The 16,079-nt window shown below is 74.4% G+C and carries 17 protein-coding genes; 8 read left to right on the forward strand and 9 right to left on the reverse strand.

The features are described from left to right. Positions 1-33 precede the first annotated feature (33 nt). The 3 genes from V6U89_RS15195 (at position 34) to V6U89_RS15205 (ending at position 4,272) form a co-directional block, all read left to right on the forward strand. The gene (locus V6U89_RS15195; RefSeq protein WP_334571681.1) at positions 34-2,160 is read left to right on the forward strand and encodes an ATP-binding SpoIIE family protein phosphatase; all 2,127 of its coding nucleotides are present in this window, start codon (positions 34-36) and stop codon (positions 2,158-2,160) included. A gap of 42 nt (positions 2,161-2,202) precedes the next feature. Beyond that, positions 2,203-2,916 carry an HAD family hydrolase gene (locus V6U89_RS15200; RefSeq protein ID WP_334571682.1) on the forward strand — a complete coding sequence of 238 codons (714 nt, stop codon included), beginning with the start codon at positions 2,203-2,205 and terminating at the stop codon, positions 2,914-2,916. Positions 2,917-2,985: 69 nt separating this feature from the next. Continuing rightward, positions 2,986-4,272: a cation:proton antiporter gene (locus tag V6U89_RS15205; RefSeq protein ID WP_334571683.1), complete on the forward strand. Its 1,287-nt coding sequence runs from the start codon at positions 2,986-2,988 to the stop codon at positions 4,270-4,272. On the opposite strand, the gene V6U89_RS15210 is transcribed toward V6U89_RS15205, so the two are convergent. Both V6U89_RS15210 and V6U89_RS15215 read right to left on the reverse strand, forming a co-directional pair. After that, complete coding sequence (locus tag V6U89_RS15210; RefSeq protein WP_334571684.1) at positions 4,231-5,223, reverse strand: anti-sigma factor RsbA family regulatory protein; 993 nt, start codon at positions 5,221-5,223, stop codon at positions 4,231-4,233. The genes V6U89_RS15205 and V6U89_RS15210 overlap by 42 nt on opposite strands. Positions 5,224-5,323: 100 nt before the next feature. Next, positions 5,324-6,271, reverse strand: coding sequence for an NAD(P)/FAD-dependent oxidoreductase (locus tag V6U89_RS15215; RefSeq protein WP_334571874.1), 948 nt, complete (start codon positions 6,269-6,271; stop codon positions 5,324-5,326). Between the two features lie 100 nt (positions 6,272-6,371). On the opposite strand from V6U89_RS15215, the gene V6U89_RS15220 reads away from it, so the two are divergent. Next, positions 6,372-6,587, forward strand: coding sequence for a DUF3072 domain-containing protein (locus V6U89_RS15220; RefSeq protein ID WP_088962867.1), 216 nt, complete (start codon positions 6,372-6,374; stop codon positions 6,585-6,587). A 3-nt stretch (positions 6,588-6,590) separates the two neighbouring features. Here the strand turns inward: V6U89_RS15220 and V6U89_RS15225 are convergent, their stop codons facing one another. The 3 genes from V6U89_RS15225 to V6U89_RS15235 are packed head-to-tail and all read right to left on the reverse strand — an operon-like array spanning position 6,591 to position 9,768. Continuing rightward, positions 6,591-7,091 (reverse strand): metallophosphoesterase family protein, encoded by a 501-nt coding sequence (locus V6U89_RS15225; protein ID WP_334571685.1) that lies wholly within the window; start codon positions 7,089-7,091, stop codon positions 6,591-6,593. A 50-nt stretch (positions 7,092-7,141) separates the two neighbouring features. Then, complete coding sequence (locus V6U89_RS15230; protein ID WP_334571687.1) at positions 7,142-7,921, reverse strand: glucose 1-dehydrogenase; 780 nt, start codon at positions 7,919-7,921, stop codon at positions 7,142-7,144. Continuing rightward, positions 7,921-9,768: a glycoside hydrolase family 15 protein gene (locus V6U89_RS15235; RefSeq protein ID WP_334571688.1), complete on the reverse strand. Its 1,848-nt coding sequence runs from the start codon at positions 9,766-9,768 to the stop codon at positions 7,921-7,923. Before V6U89_RS15235 ends, V6U89_RS15230 begins: the two co-directional genes overlap by 1 nt. A gap of 108 nt (positions 9,769-9,876) precedes the next feature. Between V6U89_RS15235 and V6U89_RS15240 the strand changes: the two genes are divergently transcribed. Beyond that, the gene (locus V6U89_RS15240; RefSeq protein ID WP_154938322.1) at positions 9,877-10,464 is read left to right on the forward strand and encodes a general stress protein; all 588 of its coding nucleotides are present in this window, start codon (positions 9,877-9,879) and stop codon (positions 10,462-10,464) included. Positions 10,465-10,516: 52 nt separating this feature from the next. On the opposite strand, the gene V6U89_RS15245 is transcribed toward V6U89_RS15240, so the two are convergent. Next, a complete protein-coding gene (locus tag V6U89_RS15245; RefSeq protein ID WP_334571689.1) occupies positions 10,517-11,107 on the reverse strand; it encodes a DUF1684 domain-containing protein in 591 nt (196 codons plus the stop codon). Positions 11,108-11,116: 9 nt separating this feature from the next. After that, a complete protein-coding gene (locus V6U89_RS15250; protein ID WP_334571690.1) occupies positions 11,117-11,659 on the reverse strand; it encodes a GNAT family N-acetyltransferase in 543 nt (180 codons plus the stop codon). 159 nt (positions 11,660-11,818) lie between these two features. Between V6U89_RS15250 and V6U89_RS15255 the strand changes: the two genes are divergently transcribed. Together V6U89_RS15255 and V6U89_RS15260 are read left to right on the forward strand one after the other, a co-directional pair. Then, complete coding sequence (locus tag V6U89_RS15255) at positions 11,819-12,298, forward strand: MarR family winged helix-turn-helix transcriptional regulator (protein ID WP_088962874.1); 480 nt, start codon at positions 11,819-11,821, stop codon at positions 12,296-12,298. A gap of 10 nt (positions 12,299-12,308) precedes the next feature. Further along, positions 12,309-13,295 carry a pirin family protein gene (locus tag V6U89_RS15260; protein WP_334571691.1) on the forward strand — a complete coding sequence of 329 codons (987 nt, stop codon included), beginning with the start codon at positions 12,309-12,311 and terminating at the stop codon, positions 13,293-13,295. A 46-nt stretch (positions 13,296-13,341) separates the two neighbouring features. Here V6U89_RS15260 and V6U89_RS15265 read toward each other — a convergent pair whose 3' ends face one another. Continuing rightward, the gene (locus V6U89_RS15265; RefSeq protein WP_257028442.1) at positions 13,342-13,470 is read right to left on the reverse strand and encodes a hypothetical protein; all 129 of its coding nucleotides are present in this window, start codon (positions 13,468-13,470) and stop codon (positions 13,342-13,344) included. Between the two features lie 136 nt (positions 13,471-13,606). On the opposite strand from V6U89_RS15265, the gene V6U89_RS15270 reads away from it, so the two are divergent. Further along, positions 13,607-15,196, forward strand: coding sequence for a phospholipase D family protein (locus V6U89_RS15270; protein WP_334571876.1), 1,590 nt, complete (start codon positions 13,607-13,609; stop codon positions 15,194-15,196). Here V6U89_RS15270 and V6U89_RS15275 read toward each other — a convergent pair. Next, complete coding sequence (locus V6U89_RS15275; protein WP_334571693.1) at positions 15,125-15,901, reverse strand: hypothetical protein; 777 nt, start codon at positions 15,899-15,901, stop codon at positions 15,125-15,127. The two genes, V6U89_RS15270 and V6U89_RS15275, sit on opposite strands and share 72 nt — an antisense overlap. Positions 15,902-16,079: the final 178 nt, after the last annotated feature.

Consider the following 16,079-nt stretch of genomic DNA (forward strand, 5'->3'; position numbering starts at 1 on the left):
CCTCTGCGCGACGCTCCGGCTAGGCTGCGTGACATGCCAGGCACGGTCGGGCGAGTCCCCACGCCACCACCCGCCGCCCCCGGACCGGCCCCGGTCTCGCAGGTGGCGGCGACCGTGCTCGCCCACCCCTGGGCGGGCACCCCGCTCGGGCCGCCGCAGCGGTGGGACCCGGCGGTGCGCGCCCTGGTCGACGTGATCCTCTCCTCGCCGGTGCCGATGGCGCTCTACTACGGCGACGAGTTCGTGCTGCTCTACAACCAGGGCTACTCGGAGCTGATCGGGGACCGGCACCCGGACGCCCTCGGCCGGCCCGCCGGCGAGGTCTTCGCGGACCTCTGGCGCACCCCCGGGGTGGGCGACGTGATCGAACGCACCTACCGGCGGGGCGAGTCCTTCCTCCAGCGGGAGTCGATGCTGCCGGTCGACCGGCACCTGGCGGCCACCGGCGACCACGCCGTCTTCACCCGCGGCCACTCGCCGGTGCGCGACAGCACCGGCCGGATCGTCGGCGTGCTCAGCGTGGCCGCGCAGACCACCCAGCTCACCCAGCAGTTGCAGAGCCTCAGCGACTTCGCCGCCGCGCTCTCCGGCACGCTCACCCTCGACGACGTGGCCCGGGTGACCCTGCGCTACGCGCTGCACTCCTTCGACGCCGACCGGGTGACCTTCGCCGTCGACGACGGCCCCGGCTGGCGGATGGTCCGGCGCATCCGGGGCGAACTGCTCGACGAGGCCGACGAGCGACTGCCTCCGCTGTGGCGGCCCACCGCCGCGGACTCCCCCGCCCCGGTCGTGGTGACCGCGCGCAGCGGCGTGCCGTACTTCGTCGGCGACGGCGAACCGCTGCGGGCGAGCGCGATCGACCGGCACGACCAGAAGATCCGCTCACTGGCCGCGCTGCCGCTGCGCTCCTCGGTGATCCGCGGCGGCCTCGCCGTCGGCTACCGGACGCCGCACGGCTGGTCGGCGGCGGAGCGGGCGTTGCTGACCGCCTCGGCGGAGCTGGTCGGCCAGGCGGCCGAGCGGGCCCGCCGGTTCGAGACCCAGCACGGCACCGCCCAGCTGCTGCAACGCAGCATGCTGCCGGAGCGGCTGCCAGCGCTGCCCCGGCTGCGGATCGCCGCCCGGTACGACCCCGGCGTCGACGGCAACGCCGCCGGCGGTGACTTCTACGACGCCTTCGTGCTGCCCACCGGCGACCTGGGCGTGGTCCTCGGCGACGTCGCCGGCCACGACGTGCAGGCGGCGGCCCGGATGGGTCAGGTACGGGCGGCACTGCGCGCCCTGGCGCTGGCCGACCCGCGCCCGGACGCCGTGCTCACCGGGCTGGACCGGCTGGTGGCCAGCCTCGGCACCGAGACCGGCACCCAGGAACTCTTCGTCACGGTGGTCTTCGGCGTGGTGGACGCCGACCGCGGCGAGATCACGCTGGCCAGCGCCGGGCACCCGCCGCCGCTGATCCGGCGCTGCCACCCCGACGGCTCGGCGACGGCCGCCTTCGTCGAGCTGCCGGCGGGCGCCCCGCTGGGGCTGGGCTGCCGGCCGCGTACCGCGACCGTGCCGTTCCAGCCCGGGGACACCCTGCTGCTGTACAGCGACGGGGTGGTCGAGCGACGGCGGCACAGCCTCACCGCGGGGCTGGACGTGCTGGTCACGGCGGTGGCCGGCGCGGCCAGCGGCGACCCGCGCGCGCTCTGCGCGGTGGCCACCGGCGCGGTGCACGGGGCGACGGAGGACGACGTCGCGGTGCTGGCGGTGGAGCACGCGCTGAAGCCGAGCCGCTCGGCGAGCATGGAGATGCCGGCCGAGCCGACCGCGCCGAGCCGGGTGCGGCACTGGCTGACCGCACAGCTGACCGACTGGCGGGTGCCGGAGGCGGTGATCGGCGCGGCGGTGCTGTGCACCAGCGAGCTGACCACCAACGCGCTGCTGCACGCCGGCACGGCCGCCCGGGTGGAGATCGACCTGAGCCCGGAGCGGCTGCTGGTGTCGGTCGCCGACTCGGGCACCCGGGGCACCGTGACCCGGGCGCAGACCGACACGTTGAGCAGCCGGGGCCGGGGCCTCGGCCTGATCGAGCAGCTCTCCGACGCCTGGGGCACCGACCCCACGGTCCGTGGTTCGACGGTCTGGTTCGAGATCCTCATCCCGGCGGGGTGAGCATCCGGCGTCAGGGCCGCCCGAACGGGGTAGGGAGACGCCATGAGCGCAGAGAGTCCCTCCGGCGTCCTCTTCGACGTCGACGGCACGCTGGTCGACACCACCTACCTGCACACGGTGAGCTGGTGGGAGGCGCTGCGGCAGGCCGAGCACCGGGTGCCGATGTCGCTGATCCACCGGTCCATCGGGATGGGCTCGGACAAGCTCCTGGACCACCTGCTCGACCCGGAACGGGATCGGACCGCCGACGGCAAGCTGCGCGACGCGCACGACAGCCTCTTCGCCGAGTACTGGGAGCGCCTCGCCCCGCTGCCCGGCGCGGCGGAGCTGCTGCGCGCCTGCGCCGCCCGGGGCCTGCGGGTGGTGCTCGCCACCTCCGCCGCCGAGCACGAGGTCGGGGCGTTGCGCGCCGCGCTGGACGCCGACGACGCGGTCGACACCGTCACCTCGTCGGCCGACGCCCAGCAGAGCAAGCCGGCGCCGGACATCCTGGTGGCCGCCCTGGAGCAGGCCGGCCTGGACGCCCGGCGGGTGGTCTTCGTCGGCGACTCGGTCTGGGACGTCGCCGCCGCCGCCAAGCTCGACATCCCCTGCGTCGGGCTGACCTGCGGCGGCACCAGCCGGGGCGAGCTGGCCGGGGCGGGCGCGGTCGCCGTCTACGACGACCCGGCGGCGCTGCTGGCCGCGCTGGCCGACTCCCCCCTCGTCACATCGAGGCGGACGTCACCCCGGGACAAGCCGGACACCGAGGCTTAGCCCCCCGGAGCACGGGGCACAGTCCCCACCTCGCGCGTTGGTGCGGGCGAGGTGCGAGAGGTGGTGGGCGTGGAACCGGTCGATGTCGCGTTCGCGCTGGTGGGCGTGGGCGCCCTGCTGGCCGGGATCCTGCCCCGGGTGCTGGAGCACCGCCCGCTGTCCATGCCGATCGCGTTCCTCGGGCTGGGCATGCTGGTCTTCCTGCTGCCCACCGGGCTGCCGTCGCCGGACCCACTGGCCCATCCGGAGCTGACCACCCACCTGACCGAGATCGGGGTGATCGTCGCCCTGATGGGTGCCGGCCTCAAGATCGACCGGCCGTTGAGCTGGCGGCGGTGGTCGTCCACCTGGCGACTGCTGGCGATCGCGATGCCGGTGTGCATCGCGGCGGTGACGCTGCTCGGCTGGTGGTGGGCCGGCCTGGTGCCGGCCGCCGCGCTGCTGCTGGGGGCGGCGCTGGCCCCGACCGACCCGGTGCTCGCCGCCGACGTGCAGGTGGGCGAGCCCACCGACGTGGAGGACTCCGAGGACGAGGTCCGCTTCGCCCTCACCTCGGAGGCCGGCCTGAACGACGGGCTGGCCTTCCCGTTCGTGTACGCCGCCATCGCCATCGCCACCACCAGCCTCGCCCCGGCGCACTGGCTCGCCGACTGGTTCACCGTCGACGTGCTCTACAAGCTCGTCGTCGGCGTGGGTGGCGGGCTGATCGTCGGCTGGCTGCTCGGCAAGCTGTTCTTCCGCGCCCCCAGCGAGCTGCGGCTGGCCCGGCACGCCGAGGGTTTCCTCGCCCTGGCCGCCACGTTCCTCGCGTACGGGCTGGTGGAGGTGGTCGGCGGGTACGGCTTCCTGGCCGTCTTCGTGGCCGCGCGGGCGATCCGGGCGGCCGAACGCACCCACGAGTTCCACTCGGTGCTGCACGACTTCGCCGAGCAGGTCGAGCGACTGCTGACGGTGCTGTTGCTGCTGCTCTTCGGCGGCGCGGTGATCGACGGCCTGCTGGCCCCGCTGACCTGGCCGGCGGCGGCGGTCGGACTGGCCCTGCTCTTCGTGGTCCGGCCGCTGGTGGCCTGGCTGTCGCTGCGGGGCGCGCCCGGCCGTCCGGCCGAGCACTGGGTGATCTCGCTGTTCGGCATCCGGGGCGTCGGCTCGTTCTACTACCTGGCGTACGCCACCAGCAGGACCGACTTCCCCCAGGCCGACCTGATCTGGGCGACCGTCGGGCTGGTGGTGGTGGTGTCCGTGGTGGTGCACGGGATCGCCGCGACCCCGGTCATGCAGCTGCTCGACCGAGCGGGCGAGCGCACGAAGGAGCCGTCAGAGCGGGGCGAGCCCGCGCTGGGCGGCGTCCGGGGCTGACCGCGGGGCGGGCACCGCGGCCGGCGCCGGCAGCTCCAGGCGCACCCGGACGGTGGTGCCACCGTCGACCGTGCGGATGTCGACCAGGTCGCAGAGCTGCTGCACGAGCAGCAGCCCGCGTCCCCGCTCGGCCGACACCGGGGCCGGGATCCGGCCGGCGAGCGGGTCGGTCAGCGTGCCGTGGCTGCTGATCTCGCAGACCAGCTCGTCCGGCGCCGCCACCCACCAGCGGGCCGTGGCGGGCCCGCCGGCGTGGGTGATCGCGTTGGCGGCCAGCTCGGTGACGGCGATCCGCAGGTCGTCGACGCGGTCGGCGGGCAGTCCGGCGGCGACGGCGGTGGCGGCGACAGCGGCCCGCAGCGCGGCCAGGCCGGCCGCCTCCACCCGCAGCGTCGCCGCGTCGGCCGGAGCCGGAGGCAGCGCCTCGGCGCAGCCGGCCAGCACCGTCTCGGGGTGCTGGTAGCCGGCGCTGGGCCGGGCCAGCGCCCCGCTGCGCACGACGGGGTGGGTCCGCCCCACGTCGGCGAGGGCGTCGGCGGGCAGCCGGGAGCGGTCGAAGAGGCAGAGCACGCTCACCGGGTACGCCGGGAGCGCCAGATTGATCATGGCTTCGTGCTCGACGCAGTGCCGGTACGCCGCCGGCCGCCGGCCCGGCCAGAGCGACTCCCCCACGATCCGCAGCCGGCGGCCGGGGAACCGGTGCACGAAGTCGCGCAGGGCGGTGGGGATGATCGCCGCCGGGTTGCGCCCGATGGCGCTCATGTCGGCGAGGGTCACCCCGGCGAACGCGCCGAGAGCGGTCCCGACCAGGGCGAGCCAGTGCGCGGGGACGGCGACCATGACGGGCTCGTCGGCGGCCCGGCCGGCCGCCACGAAGGCGGTGATGGCGTCGAGGTAGTCGTGGTCGTCGGCGTATAGCAGCGCGTCGTGCCGCAGGCCCCGGCCGGTCACGCCGTCCCCCGCCGTCCGGAATCCCCGTCCACGTCGCGCACACCTCCCCCGAGGCGACGATACGCCCCCCGCCGACGGCCGGTGCGCGCCCCGGTACCGGTCAGCCACGCAGGGCGAGCACCCGCTCGGCCAGGGCGCGCCCCAGGTCCCGCCCGGAGCGCCAGGCGCTCTGCACCCGGGGCCGGCCGAACGCGTCGCCGGCCAGCCCGACCCCGTCGTCGTCGAGGTGGTACGTCCCGTCCCCGCTGGCGGTCGGCCGGGCGTACGTCCAGCGGTGCACGTGCACCAGCTCGGCCGGGTCGGGGAGCGCGAGCAGGTCGCGGACCGACTCCTCGACGGTCGGCCCGGCGGCGGTGGGCTGGGCCAGGTGGCCGGCGGCGAACTCCGGCGTGGTGTGCGCGACGAGCACCGGGGCGCCGTCGCCGCGCCGGTCGCCGTCGTCGCAGACCAGCGCCAGCAGCGGATGGTCGTTGACGAAGGCGCCCCGGAAGTCGGGCCAGCGGCGGCGCGGGAACCGCAGCACCGCGGTGAGCGTCGGCGCCCAGCGCTGCTGAAGCGCGGCGCGCGTCGCGTCGGCCAGCTCCGGGTCGAGCAGCAGCGCCGCCTGGGGGCCGGGCATGCACAGCGCCACCCCGGCGCACCCGGAGCCGTCCACCGTCGGGCCCGGCTGCACGGTCATGACCAGCCGGTCCACGCTCACCGGCAGGTCGCGGGCCAGTTCCTCCACCAGTGAGCGCAGGCCGCGCGGGGCGGCCCAGCGGGTCGGACCGGTCACCTCGCGCCGGCCGTCCGGGCCGTACGCCACGAAGGTGTCGGTCCACTCCCGGACCAGCCCGGCGGCCCGCCACCCCCGCACGACCTCGGCGAAGTCGGGGTCGTCCACCGTGAGGTACGCGGCGCCGGTGTCGGCGGGGCGGCCGTCGAAGCGGCGGCTGGCCATTCGCCCGCCCGCCACCCGGCCCCGTTCCCGGATCTGCACGTCGACGCCCGCCCGGAACAGCTCCGTCGCGCACGCCACGCCGGCGATGCCGGCTCCCACCACGATCACGCCCGAGTCCACCGGGTGATCGTATGTGCGTCGGCGGCGGGCGGCATGAAGGACCGACACCGTGGGTAGGGGTACACCTGTTCGAAGAAAGGTGGACATCATGGCCGACCGCAACAGGCAGCAGCCCGACCCGCGGGGCGCGATCAAGGATCCGGACGACTGGGTGACCGGCGAGGAGCCGCCGACCGCCGCCCAGGAGTCGTACCTGCACACGCTGGCCCGGGAGGCCGGCGAGGAGGTGCCGGACGACCTGACCAAGGCCGAGGCGTCCCGGCGGATCGACGAGTTGCAGGAGGAGACCGGCCGGGGCCGGTGACCCTCAGCGCGGGGGCAGGCGGTGCAGTTCGACCTCGTCGAGCCGCCCCGCCGCCACCCGGGCGGTCAGGTAGGTGGCGTACGGCTGGGACCGCCGGTCGGTGGGCGAGCCGGGATTGAGCAGCCGCAGCCCGCCCGGGGCGACGCTGTCCCACGGGATGTGCGAGTGGCCGAAGATCAGCAGGTCACGGTCGGGGAAGCGGGCCGCGCAGCGCTCCTCCCGCCGAGTCTTCGGCCCGGTCTCGTGCACCACCGCCACCCGCAGGCCGTCCAGGTCGACCCGGGCCACCTCGGGCAGTCGGGCCCGCAGCTCGGGGCCGTCGTTGTTGCCGTACACGCCGACGAGGCGGCGGGCCCGCGCGGTCATCGCGTCGAGCAGCGCCACGTCCACCCAGTCGCCGGCGTGCACCACCACGTCGGCGGCCTCCACCGCCGACCAGACGGGCGCGGGCAGGTCACGCGCCCGCTTCGGTACGTGGGTGTCGGCGAGGATGACCAGGCGCATCCCGCCATTCTCCGCCAGTCTTCCGGTCCGGGTGGCCATCCGGTGCGCGCTCAGGCGCCCTGGCCCTGGTTCTGCATCAGGCCACCGTCCATGAAGTACGTCGACCCGGTGACGTAGTCGGCGTCGTCGCTGGCGAGGAAGACGGCCAGCTTCGCGATCTCGCCAGGCTGGGCGGCCCGCTTCCACGGGATCGACTGCACCTGTTCCTCCAGGTACTGCGGATCGTCGATGGCCCGCTGGTTGAACGGGGTGAGCACCATCCCAGGTCCGATGTTGTTGACGTTCATCCGCATCGGCGCCACCTCCAGGGCGAGGCTCTTGGCGAACTCCAACATCGCGCCCTTGCTGGTGTCGTAGTCCGCGCCGCCGGCCCGGGCCACCTCCTGGTGGATCGAGGTGATGTTGATGATCTTTCCCTGCCCGCCCTGGTCGCGGCGGTGCCGCACGAACCGGCGGGAGCAGAAGAACGTCCCGTAGACGTTGATCCGGATGGCCCGATCCCAGGTCTCGGTGTCCAGGTCGGCGACGGGGATGCCGGAGGCGTCCACGCCGGCGTTGTTCATCAGGACGTCCAGGGTGCCGAACTCGGCGAGGGCCTCGTCGAACATCACCTCGACCTGGTGCTCAACGCTGATGTCGCCCTGCACCACCATGGACCGCTGGCCGGCCTTCTCCACCTCGGCCCTGGTGTGGTTGGCCCCGGCGTGGTCGTGCAGGTAGTGCACCACCACGTCGGCGCCCTCCCGGCCGAACTCGATCGCCGTGGCCTGCCCGATACCCGAGTCCGAGCCGGTGATCAGGGCGGTCCTGCCTGCCAGTCGTCCGGTCATCAGCGTGCTCCCTCCCTGGGTCCCGTACCGGCCGGCACGGGCTGTCGGTCGCCTTCCGTGGCCCCGCGGGCCCGCTCGTCGGCGGCCGTGAGCTGACCCGCCGCGTTGATCAGGCCGATGTGCGAGAACGCCTGCGGGAAGTTGCCGAGGTGTTCCCCGGTCGCCTGGTCGATCTGCTCGGCGTACAGCCCGAGGTCGTTCACCCGGGCGGCGAGCTGTTCGAAAATACGGCCCGCCCGGTCCCGCTCCCCCGCCATGGCCAGGCACCCGACCAGCCAGAACGAGCAGATGACGAAGCCCGCGGGATCGTCGTCCCAGCGGCGCAGCAGGCCGTCCCGGGACAGCCGCCGCTCCACCACGTCCATCGTGGAGCGCATCCGCGGGTCGTTCGCCGGCAGGAAGCCGACCAGCGGCATGAGCAGCACCGAGGCGTCCAGCTGGTCGGAGTCGAAGGCCCCGGTGAAGGCGCCGAGCCGCTCGTTCCAGCCGCGCGTGAGCACCGCCGTCCGCACCTCGTCGCGGGCCGCGGCCCAGCGGGCCACGTCCGCCGGGTCGCCCAGGCGGGAGCCGAAGCTGACCGCCCGGTCCAGCGCCGTCCAGCACTGCACCTTGGACGAGACGTAGTGCCGCTCGGCGTCGCGCGCCTCCCACATCCCGGCGTCCGGCCGCCGCCAGTCCGACACCGCCCGGTCGGCCAGCGCGCGCAGCAGGTGGCGGACGTCCGGCGACATCGGGTCCAGGTAGTACCGCATCAGCCAGGCCGCGTCGAGGACCTCGCCCAGCACGTCGGTCTGCCGCTGCCGCCAGGCGTCGTTGCCGACCAGGACCGGTCGGCTGCCGTCGTAGCCGGAGAGGTGGGCGAGGGCATGCTCGGTGAGGTCCCGTCCGCCGTCGACGCCGTACATGATCGGCACCGGCTCGTCGCCGATCCGGCCCATCGCCCGGCCCACCCAGGAGAACTGCCGGTTCGCCTCGTCCGGGCAGGCCGCCAGCCAGAGCGCCTGAAGGGTGAGGCTGAAGTCGCGCACCCAGACGAAGCGGTAGTCGTAGTTGCGGTCACCGCCCAGCTGCTCGGGCAGCGACGTGGTCGCCGCGGCCACCACCGCTCCGCTGGGCCCGTAGGTCATGCCCTGCACCACCATCGCGCTGTGCCGCACCGCGTCGCGGTAGCGGCCCTGGTAGTCGTCGTGCAGCGCCGCCCAGGACCGCCAGCCGGCGACGGCGTCGGCCACCACCTGGTCGGCGTCGGGCGTGGCCGGCTGCGCGGCGCCGTAGGCCGGAGCGTGCCCGAGGGTGAAGCGGTAGGTCTCGCCGGCGCGGACGGTGATCCGGGCGGTGGCCCCGTCCTCCCCGCAGTCCAGCGCGACGTCGGCGCGCAGTCGAAGTCGGCAGCCGCCGCCGGCCGCGTCGATCATTCCATCGGAGTTCGTCAGGTAGGCGCTGACCCTCCCGTACTCGAACCGGGGCTGGTAGTCCACCAGCATTGGCACCTCGCCGGCGAGTCCCTCCACCACCCGGGCGAGCACCCGCGGGGAGCGCCGGCCGATGTCGTGCCCGCGCGCCCCGGGCTCCAGCGCCAGGGCGTCGGTGACGGCCACCGCGCCGGTCGCGGTGCTGAAGACGGTACGTAGCACCAGCGTGTCGTCCAGGTAGGAGCGTTCGCTGGTGTACCCGCCCTCGGGCCGGATCGACCAGTGCCCCGCCCGGTCGTCGAGCAGCCGCCCGAACGCCGACGGCGCGTCGAACCGGGCGGGGCACCACCAGTTCACCGAGCCGGCACGGTCCACCAGCACGGCGCTGCTGCCGTCGGCCAGGAACCCGTGCTCACTGATCCGTCCGCTCTGCACGCCGGTGCCTACCCGGGCCGGCGAAGCAGCATTCCTCGACGTCGGCGGCGGTTGGGCGTTACCGGTTCCGACTGTCGGGAAGACGGGTGGCCGACGAAGGAGGCAGCGATGACCAGACCCTCGAACCCGACCGCGGCCTGGCGTCCCGGGATGCCGGGCGACGAGAACCTCCCGTCCGGTCCGGCCGGCCGGCCGGCCGCGCCCAGCGGTGACGGGCACGGCCCGCAGACCGGGCCGCCCACCGTGACGATCGGCTCGTACCCGGACTATCCGTCCGCGCAGCGGGTGGTGGACTACCTGGCCGACAACCGGTTCCCGGTGGAACACACCGCGATCGTGGGGACGAACCTGACCCTGGTGGAGACCGTGCTCGGCCGGTTGACGACCGGGCGGGCCGCGTTGCTCGGCGCGGGCACCGGTGCCTGGTTCGGGCTCTTCATCGGCCTGCTGTTCGGCATCTTCACGGTCGGCAACTGGCTGGCGGTGATCCTGGTCGGGCTGGTCATCGGCGCGATCTGGGGTGCCGTCTTCGGTGCGGTCGCGCACGCCATGTCCGGCGGCCAGCGCGACTTCACCTCGGCCAGTTCGCTGCGCGCCGGCCAGTACGCGGTCACCGTGGACGCGAACCTCGCCGACCAGGCGCGCCAACTGCTGGGACGGATGCACCTCACCCCGACCGGCGCGACGGCCCGCTGAGCACCTTTCCCGACGCCCCGGCGCACCGCGCGCCGGGGCGTCGCGGCGTGGGTCAGACCCGGTGGTACGCCAGCTCACCGGCCCGGATCGGCACGTCCACCCGGTTCTCCGGCGGGGCGAGCGGGCAGGCCCACCGGTCGTCGTAGGCACAGCTGGGGTTGTAGAGGTAGTTGGCGTCCAGGCGTACCCGCCCGCCGGGGAGCACGGTGAGCCCCCGGCCGTACGTGCCCTTGACGGTGTCGGTCAGGTACCGGCCGCCGCCGTAGCTCTCCCGGCCGCAGGTGCCGTCGCGCAGCGGCACGAAGAGCCCGCCCCCGTACGCCTCGATCCACCACAGGGTCAGCGGGCCCCACGGGGTCTGCGCCACCGCCACCCGCCGGTAGGTCACCACGCCGTCCGGGCCGCCGGTGTCGATGCTCTCGGTGCCCGAGGCGGGGCGCAGCGGCGCCTCCACGACGGCGTCCGGGTTCGGCGGGAACCAGCCCAGCCCGGTGAAGGCCGCCCGATCGGCGGCGGGCACCGGACTCTGCGGGTGCCCGGCGAACAGCTCGTCGCGGGCCGCCCGGAAGCCGGCCAGGTCGAGGTCGGAGAGGTAGAGCCGGGCCACCCGCTCCCGCCAGTCGAGCAGCTCGAGATCGTCCACCCGTCGAGCCTAGCCGGGCCCCGGATCAGGGTCGGTGGCCAGCCGGGCGTGCAGGTGCTCGTCGTGGCGGCGGCCGTCGCCGTACCGGTGGGAGTCGCGCATGGTGCCCTCGTACGGGTATCCGGCCCGGGCCGCGACCCGGCAGGAGGCCGGGTTGGCCACCGCGTGGCAGAGCTCGATGCGGTGCACGCCCAGGTGGGCGAAGGCCCACCCGCCGAGCGCGGTGACCGCCCGGGAGGCGACTCCCCGGCCCCGTGCGGCGGCGGCCGTCCAGTAGCCGATCGAGGCGTTGCCGTCGTGGATCTGGAAGAGCGAGGCCCCGCCGAGCAGGGTGTCGTCGGTCGCGTCGGTCACCGCCAGGGACAGTCGGTCCACCGCCGTCGGGTCCGCGCGTCGGCGCAGCCACTCGCGCGCCCCGGCCTCGTCCCGGACGCCCTGCGGGTTCCACCGCTCGACCTCGGGTTCCCGCAGCGCCGCGAGCACGGCCCGAGCGTCCCGTGCCCGCCAGGCGCGCAGCAGCAGGCCGGGGGCGGTCAGCTCGACGGGATCCACGGGCCGGAGTGTGGCACGGCGTGCCGCCGGCCCGCCCGCGCTTTCCCCCGATCGCGTTCCTTCACAACTGAAACACCCGGCCATTCGTCCCCACTCCGCCCGCCGTCGACGGCGCGAAGAGGCCTTGTTTAAATTTGAAGGAGTGCTACAGTCGTAGCCGTGACGGAGAGTCTGGACAGCGCCCGGATGGCCGGCTGGCGCGCGTACATCGAGGCGAGCCAGCGGCTGTTCACCCAACTCGAGGACGACCTGCGCGCCGACCGCGGCCTGAGCTTCGCCGACTACCACGTGCTGGTCCTGCTCGCCGAGGCGCCGGGGCAGCGGCTGCGGATGGGCGAGCTGGCCGACCGCCTGGTCTTCTCCCCCAGCCGACTGACCTACCAGATCACGTCCATGCAGCGGCGCGGCCTGGTCGCCCGGGAGTCCTGCCCGCAGGACCGCCGGGGCAGCGAGGCGGTGCTGACCGCCGCCGGGCTGCTCGCCCTGCGCGAGGCCGCGCCGGGGCACCTGGCCTCGGTCCGCCGGCACCTGATGGACGACCTCGACGACGCCGAGGTCGCCACCCTGACCCGGGTCTTCGAACGACTCGGCCGGCGCCTGCGCGCCGACCGCGACGCGTCGTCCACCCTGAGCGACTAAGGAGTTCGCGATGCCCGCCATCACCGTCGACGACGTCCTCGTCCTGCCCCGCCTGCCCCGGCTCGACGAGAGCACCAGCTTCCGTCCGGTGCGCCGACTGATCACCGCGCCGCGCGGCTACGAGGGCGAGGGCTTCCCGGTGCGCCGGGCCTTCGCCGGGGTGCCGATGACCGAGCTGGACCCGTTCATCCACCTGGACCAGATGGGTGAGGTGGACTACGCCCCGGGCGAGCCGAAGGGCACCTCGTGGCACCCGCACCGCGGCTTCGAGACCGTGACCTACATGATCGACGGGATCATGGACCACCAGGACTCGCAGGGTGGTGGCGGCACCATCACCAACGGCGACACCCAGTGGATGACCGCCGGTCGTGGCCTGCTGCACATCGAGGCGCCGCCGGAGCACCTGGTGATGAGCGGCGGCCTGTTCCACGGCCTCCAGCTCTGGGTCAACCTGCCCAAGGTGGCGAAGATGAAGCCGCCGCGCTACCAGGACATCCGTGGCCGGGAGGCGGCGCTGCTCACCACGCCGGACGGCGGGGCGCTGATCCGGGTGATCGCCGGCGAGGTGGCCGGGCACCGGGGCCCGGGCTCGACGCACACCCCGATCACCATCGCGCACGTGACGCTCCAGCCCGGCGCCGAGCTGAGCCTGCCCTGGCGGCCGAACTTCAACGCGCTGGTCTACGTGCTGGGCGGTCGCGGCACCGTCGGCACGGACCGGCGGCCGGTGCGCACCGGCCAGCTGGCCGTGCACGGGCCGGGCGACGCGCTGCGGGTCACCGCCGACGCCCGACAGGACGCCCACACCCCGGCGCTGGACCTCTTCATCATGGGTGGCCGGCCGATCCGGGAGCCGGTGGCGCACTACGGGCCGTTCGTGATGAACACCCGCGCCGAACTGGTCCGGGCCTTCGAGGACTTCCAGGCGGGCCGGCTCGGGGTCGTCCCCGCCAAGCGGCTGCCGCACACCGGCGGCCAGGGCAACCGTCCCTGACCGCACGCCAGGGCGCCCCGGTCCACCGGGGCGCCCCGCGTCGGCCTCAGGAGACGGCGAAGATTCCGGCGACCCCGAGGATCACCATGAGCAACACCGCCAACAGCGCACCCCGTTCACTCTCCACCGCCTGAGGGCGGTACTCGGTCACGGGGTTCGTCGTCTCGGCGGGCATGCTGTGGCCTCCTCGGTGTGCGCGTCTCGGGTCCGACAGGTGCCACCACCAGGGCACGCGGAACAGGCCCGGCGTGCGTACCGGCGGCAGGACACCTACCGTGAGGACGTTGTCGACGACCTCGGGGGGCTGGAACGTGGCGACCCAGGACTGGTTCCTGACCGCTGACGAACGCGCCAACCCGGTCTCGGTGTTACCCGTCTGGACGGCGGGAAACCTCGCCGAGCCGTTGATTCACGGTGTGGCGTACTTCGACCGGCTGGTCAGGGAGGTGGAGGCGCTGCGCGCCGGTGACCACCTGTTCTTCACCGACTGGCGTGGCGACCCGGACCAGCGGATGCGCCCGGACGGCCCGACGGTGGTCCAGCTCTTCGCCGGGGCCGCCCAGCGGGGCGTCGTGGTCAAGGGGCTGATCTGGCGCTCCCACCTCGACGCCCTCTCCTACAGCGAGGCGGAGAACCGCAGCCTCAGCGAGGCGATCTGCGCGGCCGGCGGCGAGGTGCTGCTCGACCAGCGGGTCCGACGGGGCGGCTCGCACCACCAGAAGCTGGTGGTGCTGCGACACCCCGGCGCACCGGAGCGCGACATCGCCTTCGCCGGCGGCATCGACCTGTGCCACAGCCGGCGCGACGACGCGGCGCACCGGGGCGACCCGCAGGCCGTGCGGATGTCCCCCCGGTACGGCCCGCACCCGCCCTGGCACGACGTGCAGCTCGCCGTCCGCGGCCCGGTGGTCGGTGCGCTGGACACCACGTTCCGGGAGCGCTGGACGGACCCGATGCCGCTGGACTCGGAGAACCCGCTGGCCTACCTGCGCGACCGGCTGCGCGGCGCCGACCTCAGCCCCGACCCGCTGCCCGAACAGCCGGCCGACCCGCCGCCCTGCGGCCCGCACCGGATCCAGGTGCTGCGCACCTACCCGGCGGTCCGCCCCCGCTACTCCTTCGCGCCGGACGGCGAACGCACCGTGGCCCGCGGCTACACCAAGGCGGTACGCCGGGCCCGCCGGCTGATCTACCTGGAGGACCAGTACCTGTGGTCCACCGAGGTGGCCGAGCTGTTCGCCGACGCGCTGCGGAACAATCCCGATCTGCACCTGGTGGCGGTGGTGCCCCGCTACCCGGACGTGGACGGCCGGCTCGCCCTGCCACCGAACATGGTCGGCCGCGAGCAGGCGCTCTCGCTCTGCGACAAGGCCGCCCCGGACCGGGTGCACGTGTTCGACCTGGAGAACCGCGAGGGCGAGCCGGTCTACGTGCACGCGAAGATCTGCGTGGTCGACGACGTCTGGGCGAGCGTGGGCAGCGACAACTTCAACCGCCGGTCCTGGACGCACGACAGCGAGCTGTCCTGCGCGGTGCTCGACGACACCCGCGACGAGCGGGCGCCCACCGATCCGGCCGGCGAGGGCGACGGCGCCCGGGTCTTCGCCCGGGAGCTGCGGCTGCGGCTGTGGCGCGAGCACCTCGACCGCGACTCGGACGGCGGCGAGGACGCCGACCTGCTGGACCCGGAAACGGCGGTGAAGGCGATCATCTCGGCGGCCGACGCCCTCGAGCGGTGGTACGACGGCGGCCGGCAGGGCCCCCGGCCCCCGGGCCGGCTGCGCCCGCACCGGCCGGAACGGCTGCCCTGGCTGACCCGGCTCTGGGCGCTACCGGCGTACCGGCTGGTCTACGACCCGGACGGCAGACCGCTGCGGGCCCGGCGCGCCGGCACCTGGTGAGGCGTCGCCACGTACCTCCGCCCGCGTCTGCTGCCCGGGGTACGGGGTCAGCCCACCCGGGTACGCGAACGCGGTACGCGGGGCGTAGAAGCCCCAGGTGATCAGCAGCGGGTTCTCCGGGCGCAGCGCGTAGACCGGGTGCCCGGGCTCCAGGAACTCCACCGATTCGATCTCGAACGGGTCGACCGTCTCGGAGATGAACGGGTAGACGGAGCTGACCAGCTGCCCGGCGCAGCGGGTGAAGTAGCGGTTGTGCCCGGCGTGGACCACGTGCCCGGTCTCGCCGATCCGCGCCCGGGCGCGGATCAGCGGCGACCCGTCGGCCACGGTCTCGGCGACCAGCGCCTCGCCCCGCACCTCGATGGTGGTCCGGCCGAGCACCGCGGGAGCGCCGCGGGCGGCCGCGTACTCCCGCACCAGCGGGCTGGAGGTGACGTAGTGCGTCCACCAGCCGCCCGGCCGCACGCCGCCGGGCGCGTTCACCCCGTCCAGGGCCACCCCGAGGTAGGTCAGTGAGTAGGCGCCGAAGCCGGAGGTCTGGGCGGCGTCCTCCACCACGTACTGGTTCATGAAGACCTGCCGGTCCCGGCGCGGCCGCAGCCCGGGCGGCACGAGCGCGGCGACGGCGTCCGGATCCGCCGGCAGCCAGCTGAAGTGCAGCGTGCGACTGTCGACGACGAGTTGCGGATCCGCGGGGTCCAGCACGACGCCTCCGTACCGATGGGTGTAGGGCGACGCTACGTGCGGTCCTGTCAATGGGACAAGGACGGAAAGCCGACACTCGTCCGCCATGTCGGTTCCGCGATTGACCGGTCGGTCGGGGCGGCGGGGCCAACCAGACCGGACGAACGGGTGTCCGTCGGACACCGCCATCGGCCGAGCG

It is taken from the genome of Micromonospora sp. CPCC 206171 (assembly GCF_036906755.1).
GTDB lineage: Bacteria > Actinomycetota > Actinomycetes > Mycobacteriales > Micromonosporaceae > Micromonospora > Micromonospora purpureochromogenes.